General features: G+C 61.1%; 6 protein-coding genes. 4 read left to right on the top strand and 2 right to left on the bottom strand.

The features are described 5' to 3' along the window. Positions 1-8 precede the first annotated feature (8 nt). A complete protein-coding gene (locus ABJF10_RS28315) occupies positions 9-461 on the bottom strand; it encodes a bifunctional nuclease family protein (protein ID WP_348547976.1) in 453 nt (150 codons plus the stop codon). Positions 462-643: 182 nt separating this feature from the next. Here ABJF10_RS28315 and speA point away from each other — a divergent pair, with 182 nt between their 5' ends. The 3 genes from speA to corA all read left to right on the top strand — a co-directional run bounded on the left by speA (position 644) and on the right by corA (position 4,076). Continuing rightward, entirely contained in the window at positions 644-2,569 is a 1,926-nt protein-coding gene (speA, locus tag ABJF10_RS28310; protein ID WP_348547975.1) for a biosynthetic arginine decarboxylase, read from the top strand. 61 nt (positions 2,570-2,630) lie between these two features. Then, positions 2,631-2,906, top strand: a complete 276-nt coding sequence (locus tag ABJF10_RS28305) for a hypothetical protein (protein ID WP_348547974.1) — start codon at positions 2,631-2,633, stop codon at positions 2,904-2,906. Positions 2,907-2,987: 81 nt separating this feature from the next. Next, positions 2,988-4,076: a magnesium/cobalt transporter CorA gene (gene corA / locus ABJF10_RS28300; protein WP_348547973.1), complete on the top strand. Its 1,089-nt coding sequence runs from the start codon at positions 2,988-2,990 to the stop codon at positions 4,074-4,076. Between the two features lie 744 nt (positions 4,077-4,820). On the opposite strand, the gene ABJF10_RS28295 is transcribed toward corA, so the two are convergent. Continuing rightward, positions 4,821-5,960 carry a DNA adenine methylase gene (locus ABJF10_RS28295; protein ID WP_348547972.1) on the bottom strand — a complete coding sequence of 380 codons (1,140 nt, stop codon included), beginning with the start codon at positions 5,958-5,960 and terminating at the stop codon, positions 4,821-4,823. A 49-nt stretch (positions 5,961-6,009) separates the two neighbouring features. Between ABJF10_RS28295 and ABJF10_RS28290 the strand changes: the two genes are divergently transcribed. After that, entirely contained in the window at positions 6,010-6,378 is a 369-nt protein-coding gene (locus ABJF10_RS28290) for an iron-sulfur cluster assembly accessory protein (RefSeq protein ID WP_348547971.1), read from the top strand. Positions 6,379-6,439 lie beyond the last annotated feature (61 nt).

The following is a 6,439-nucleotide window of genomic DNA, read 5'->3' as shown; positions in this document are numbered from 1 at the left end:
CATTTTTCTTAAGCTTCCCCTTCGCCCTGCCGCCCATTCTCCTCCAGATGCCGCAACACGTCGCTGCGATCCTCCACCTCGTCCCACACATCCCGGCTCACATAGATCGGCGCCTTCTGCTGGATGGCCAGGGCGATGCAATCGCTCGGACGCCCATCGAGCTCGACGATCTTCTTTTCGAACAGCTCGTTCTCCGCGCTGATGATCAGCCGGGCAAAGTAGGTCTCGCTCTTGAGGTCGTTGATGATCACACGCTCGACCTTCGCGCCGAGTGCCGTCATGAGGTGGCCGATGAGATCATGCGTCAGCGGACGCTCCTTCGGCGTGTCGTTGAGGAACATCGCGATCGCCGCGCCCACGCTTTCGTCCACGTAGATCACGAACACCTTTTCTTCATTGCCGATGAAAACCGCCCGGCCCGAATTGAACGGGAGCACGGTGCGAATTTCGACGGAAATCACAGGCTTGTTCATGTTGCCGCAATGTCGGGCGTGGGTGCACGTCTGTCGAGGGCGAAAAAGCGCCCCCCAGCGGCGCAACGGCGCGGAAGCGGCCACCACTTTCCGGTGAACCGCCGGCCCTGCGCAAAGATTTTGCGAAGCGCTGATTGCATTCGCCCACGCATTTCATTATCGCGTGCCCCATGCAGCAGACTTGGGACATCCCCGCCGCCATTTCCCTCTACAACATCGACCGTTGGGGGTCGGGCTATTTTACGATCAATGCCAAGGGCAATATCCAGGTCCATCCCACCCGCGCGCCCGCTTCCATCGACATCATGGAATTGATCGACGAGGCCAAGGAGCGCGGCCTCACCTTCCCTCTCGTGCTGCGGTTTCAGGACCTCCTGCGCGACCGCGTGGAGACGATCAACAAGGCCTTCGCCACCGCCATGCAGGAGGCGAAATACGGCAACGAGTACCGCGGCGTTTTCCCGATCAAGGTCAACCAGCTCCGTGAAGTCGTGGAGGAGATCGTCGACGCCGGCGCGCCTTATCACTTCGGCATCGAGGCCGGCAGCAAGCCGGAACTGCTCGCCGCCCTGGCCATCCACCGCGACCCGGAGTCGCTGGTCATCTGCAACGGCTACAAGGACAAGCTCTTCATTGAAAACGCCCTCATGGGCCGCAAGCTCGGCAAGAAAGTGATCCTCGTGGTGGAGAAGATCGAGGAACTCGCCGAAATCATTCGCGTGTCGCGGGAAGTCGGCGTCGAGCCGATGATCGGTGTCCGCGTGCGCCTCTCGGCCAAAGGTTCGGGCAAGTGGGCCACCAGCGGCGGCGAGAATGCGAAGTTCGGCGTGAGCACTGCGGAACTGGTCGCCGCGAGTGACTACCTGAAAAAGGAAGGCCTCGCCCACACCCTCAAGCTCGTCCACTTCCACGTCGGCTCGCAGGTGCCGGACATCGGCACGATCAAGCGCGCGGTCCGGGAGGCGGCGCGCTTTTACGCGAAGCTCAGCAAGCTCGGCCACGAGCTTGGCTACCTCGACGTCGGCGGCGGCCTCGGTGTGGATTACGATGGCTCGCGCACCGCCTTCGACAGCTCGACGAACTATTCGTTGCACGAGTACGCCCGCGACATCGTCTGGAATATTATGGAAGTCTGCGACTCGGAGAAGGTGCCGCATCCCGCGATCGTCAGCGAGAGCGGCCGGGCCATCGTCGCCCATCATTCGATCCTCGTCGTCGAGGCCTTCGGCTCGATCGAGAAAGACCGGTCGCCCATCCAGGTGGAAACCGGCGCGGAAGATCCCAAGCACGTCGCGGAGATCCTCGAGTTGCAGCGCAACCTTTCGCAGCAAAATCGCATGGAATCGCTGCACGACGCCCAGCAGCTCAAGGAGCAGGCACAGTCCATGTTCGACCTCGGCTTGCTCGGCCTCGAGGGCAAGGCGAAGATCGAGACCGTCTACTGGCAGATCGCCAAGAAGGTCGTCGATTTCTGCGCCGGCATGAAGTACGTGCCCGAGGAAGTGAAGGAACTCGAGACCTCGCTCGGCGATCAGTACGTCTGCAACTTCTCCGTCTTCCAGAGCCTGCTCGACCACTGGGCGCTCGGCCAGCTCTTCCCCGTCATGCCGATCCACCGGCTCAACGAATTTCCCGAGCGGCAAGGCACCCTGGTCGACATCACCTGCGATTCCGACGGCAAGGTCAGCAAGTTCATCGACCTCCAGGACGTGAAAGACACGCTCTCCCTGCACAAGCTCAAGCCCGGCGAGCACTACTACCTCGGCTTTTTCCTCATGGGTGCCTACCAGGACATCATGGGCGACCTGCACAACCTCTTCGGCCGGGTGAACGAGGCCCACGTCTTCCTCGAGGAAGACGAGGAGAGCGGCTGGTACATCGAGGAGACCATCGAAGGCAGCGCCATCGGCGAAGTGCTCTCCATGACCCAGTGGGACCAGAACGAACTCGCGCGCCACATGAAGACCCAGGTCGACGCCGCCATCAAAACCGACCGCCTCAAGCCGAACGAAGCGATGAAGCTCCTCGCCAACTACGAGAAAGCGCTCAAGGGCTACACCTACCTGCAATTCAACGGCAACGGCTCGGCGAAGTAGAGTTCGATCCTTCCATCGGCCCAATCATGAATCCGGGAGCGTCCCCGCGGAGATAGAAATCGTGCCCATTATCGCCAGCGATTTCGGCAACTTGGGGCTCTTCCTCATCGCCATTCCCGCACTCGGCCTGGCGCTACTCGGCGGGCTCGTCGGAGCGGTCGGACGCTGGCGCGGGCTGACGATTATTTCGAGTGCGATCAGTTTTCTGATCACTGCACTCTTTTGGTGGACGGCGCAATTCTCCTCTCGCGACGTCGCAGAACTTCAGTTTTTTTTGGTCGTCTCCGCCTGCCTCGGCCTGATCATCTTATTGGGCCTTCTCCTGCCGCGTAAATAGACGGCCTCCGCAGCGAGGACTTGCTATCCAGCGCCTCTGCGCTCGCTAAGGCGCAGGCGAGAGTGTTGAAATGCGCGCCGTATGTTCAAAACCCGCTCCGTCACCCCCGGCCAGGCGCCGGCCACGCTCACGCCGCATCTCGTCGATGGAAAGACCGTTCATCCGAAGATCACCCTCTTCGAATATGACGAAGTGACTCTGGTGGAGAAGGAGATCGCCAACATCGAGGACGCCTTCGGCTGCTTTCACAACGACAAGGTAAGCTGGATCAATATCGACGGCCTCGGCGACGTGGACGTGCTCCGCAAACTGGGCGAGCGTTTCAACCTTCATCCGCTCGCCCTCGAAGACGTGCTCAACACCGGCCAGCGCCCGAAAGTCGAGCATTACGAGGGCTACCTCTTCATCGTCGCCGAGATGATTTATCTCAACAAGGAGGAGGAAGTCTGTGGCGAGCAGGTCAGCATGTTTCTCGGGAGGAACTTCATCATCACCGTGCAGGAAGAGCCGGAAACCGACGCCTTCGATCATGTGCGCGCCCGCATTCGCAGCGGTCGCGGCTGGATCCGCAAGATGAAGTGCGACTACCTCGCCTACGCGCTGCTCGACTCCATCATCGACCATTACTTTCCCGTGCTGGAAAACCTCGGCGCCGCCATCGAGGATATCGAGAACACCATGGTCGAAAAGCCGAGCCGCTCGTGCCTGCTGTCCCTGCACGAATACAAGCGCACGCTCGTCCAGATGCGCCGCTTCGTCTGGCCGGCGCGCGAAGTCGCCACCTCGCTCATGCACGAGGAAACCGGCCTCGTGCGGGCCGAGACGAAGGTCTTCCTCCGCGATTGTTACGACCACACCGTGCAGATCATGGACTTGGTGGAAAGCTATCGCGACGTCGTCTCCGGCCTCATGGAGCTTTATCTCTCCAGCATCGGCATCCGCACCAACGAGATCATGCGCGTGCTCACCGTCATGTCCTCCATCTTCATTCCGCTCACCTTCATCGCCGGCCTCTACGGCATGAACTTCGCCTACCAGGAGGGTGACGTGAAAATGCCGCTCAACATGCCCGAACTCCACAGCCCCTACGGCTACGTGATCGTCCTCGGGGTCATGGTGCTGATCGCGATCGGCCAGGTGCTCTTCTTCAAGCACAAGAAGTGGCTGTAGGAATCCGCGACGGCTTCGGCCAGGCAGTGTTCACGAATTCCTGGTGAGGGAGCTAGCCGGAGGGCCAAAGGCCCGTCCACAAGCCAGCCCTGGGCAAAGCGAGGCACGAGCGTCGCCCTGGGTCTCGGAGCAAAAAAGCGCCCAGCCCCAACGTGGGCGCCACAAGAGCTTGACCGGTCGGCTGCCCGCCGACTCTGTTTCGCCCCTTCAGGGCTCGCCGTTCGTGGGATGTGTTCCCAGGGCGACGCTCGCCAAACTCGCTCTGCTCTGGGCTGGCTTGTCTCAGGCCTTTGGCCTGCCTCTGTCTGCCGTAGTTGTCGCCCGCATCTTCGACAATTCGTGAACGCTACCTAATGTCTTGCTCCGTTCTTTGTCGCGGGTTGCTATGTTTCGCGGGTTTACAGGATGAATAGGCTGAGGAGGGGACGTGGCTTCTTACAGGGGTGGATGGGTTGCGTTCTTTGATAAACTGACGGTGGGAGACTGATGCAATGGAGTTGCATCAAGAAATTACTGGAGCTGCCTTGATTGAGTCTTTACCAGACTTGATTGGCGGAAATCGGCTCAGAGTAACCCAAGCCCGGTCAAGGCGAGTCAAGGCCAGTCAAGGCTGGTAAAGGCTGGTAAAGGTCCAAAATCTTTTCGCAAGGGACGCGCCGACGCATGCAGTGCCATGATGATTAATGCCATTGAATGGCATCTAAGTGGTCGACCGGGAGCCGCCGGGAATAAGTCCGACTGGGCCTAGGTCTTTTCGATCAGGAAGAGAAACTCCGTGTTCGGCGCTTCGGCATCGCGGACCCATGCGTTCGTCCAACGCATCCCGGCCATCACGTTGCGCCGATAGTCGATCTCCAGAACCTCTACCACCCGGCCGACGGAGGAGATGACCTCGTGCAGTTCTTCCGCCGTGGCGCGGCCGCCGGAACTGTAGGAAAGGATGATGTGCGGCGCGCGGGTGGCGTGGAGCATCCGTTCGATGGCGTCGACCACGACGAACCGGCCGGCGTCGTTGCGGCGATAGTCCTCGAAGACCGAGCCAGCTTGTGTGTCGGAGGAGTCATCCCTCCGCCCGGCTTTGCCGAAGATCGCGGGCCGGTCGTCGAGGCAGATGGTCGTCCAGAGGTGGTAGTAGGCGGCGTAGCGGACGCGCGAGGGCGGCATCTTCTCGTTGTTCGAGCCGTAGGGTGGATCGAAGTAGGCGAGGTCGGCCTCGATTTCCGGCAGGAGCTGGAAAATGTCGCCACGGTGCACGGCGTGCGCTTGCTGGATGGGAAACAAGCGGGGCACTTGCAGACGGAGCGGGTGATAGGAGCGGGGCGACCAGTCGCTGAGGTAGGAGGCGAAGTGGCCGAGCGTGCTGTCCACTTCGTCCAGAGCGAGGATCAAGCTCGTAAGCAGGACCGACTTCTCGATTTCGCTCAGGCCGAGGCGGTCGATCTCCGCGCGGATCGCATCCAGCCGCCGCGTATTGTGGATCTGCCAGGGTTTCTTCAAGCCGTCGTCGCCCACGGAATTCCCGGCATTCGGCTCGCCGCCGTAGTGTTCCGTGAACCAGCCGTCCACGCCGGCGAGGGCATCGAGATGGGCGACCAGTGGTGCGTAGTGCGCGGACGGGTGGGGGTTGCGCAGGTAGCAATGGGCGAAGACCTCCGACCACGCGGACAGGTCATTCGCGATCACCCGGTGGCCGGTCTGCGCGAACATCTGCGCGACGCGGGTGGTGCCGGAGAAGCCGTCGAGCACCGTGCGGGGCTGCACTTTTTGCGCGAGCCGCAGGATGTGCGGCAGCAGTTTCCGCTTCGAGCCGGCATACTTGATCCCCTGCGTTTCGGGCGCAGCCAGGGCGCGGGTCTCGGGCAGATTCAGGGTCGGAGCGCTCATCGAGGGTGCGGGTGGACAATGCGCCCGCTTTCTTTAGAGTAGGGGAAACATGACCGCGACCGGCGAAATCAAAATCAAAATCGGCAACGAAAAACTGGTGAAGGTGACGGAGAAAGCCAGCGCCAAGCTGAATTCGCTGCTCACCCGCCAGGGGCGTCCCGAGGGCGCGTTGCGCGTGGCGGTGATCGGCGGCGGTTGCTCCGGTTTGCAATACAAGATGGACCTCGTCGATGGCCCGGCCAACCGGGACATCATGGTGAAGAGCGCGGGCGTGAACGTGGTCATCGATCCGAAGAGCGCGCTCTTCGTCAGCGGTTCCCTGCTCGATTTCAGCGAGGACTTGCAGAAAGGCGGCTTCAAGGTGACCAACCCGAACGCCGTGGCGCATTGCTCCTGCGGAGAGAGTTTTTCGGCGTAGCGACTATCGGGAAAAGTGCGCTCCCTCCTCGCCTGTCATCCTTGTATATCGCCCAACGCGA

It is taken from the genome of Chthoniobacter sp. (assembly GCF_040003245.1).
In the GTDB taxonomy this organism is placed as follows: Bacteria; Verrucomicrobiota; Verrucomicrobiia; order Chthoniobacterales; family Chthoniobacteraceae; genus Chthoniobacter.
Note: the sequence above shows the minus strand (reverse complement) of the source record. Positions and strands in the feature narration are given on the sequence as shown.

What these genes read in the sequence shown, in the direction of transcription:
- corA (WP_348547973.1), top strand. Translation starts at nt 2,988, where the DNA reads ATGTTCAAAACCCGCTCCGTCACCCCCGGCCAGGCGCCGGCCACGCTC.
- ABJF10_RS28295 (WP_348547972.1), bottom strand. Translation starts at nt 5,960, where the DNA reads ATGAGCGCTCCGACCCTGAATCTGCCCGAGACCCGCGCCCTGGCTGCG.
- ABJF10_RS28290 (WP_348547971.1), top strand. Translation starts at nt 6,010, where the DNA reads ATGACCGCGACCGGCGAAATCAAAATCAAAATCGGCAACGAAAAACTG.
- speA (WP_348547975.1), top strand. Translation starts at nt 644, where the DNA reads ATGCAGCAGACTTGGGACATCCCCGCCGCCATTTCCCTCTACAACATC.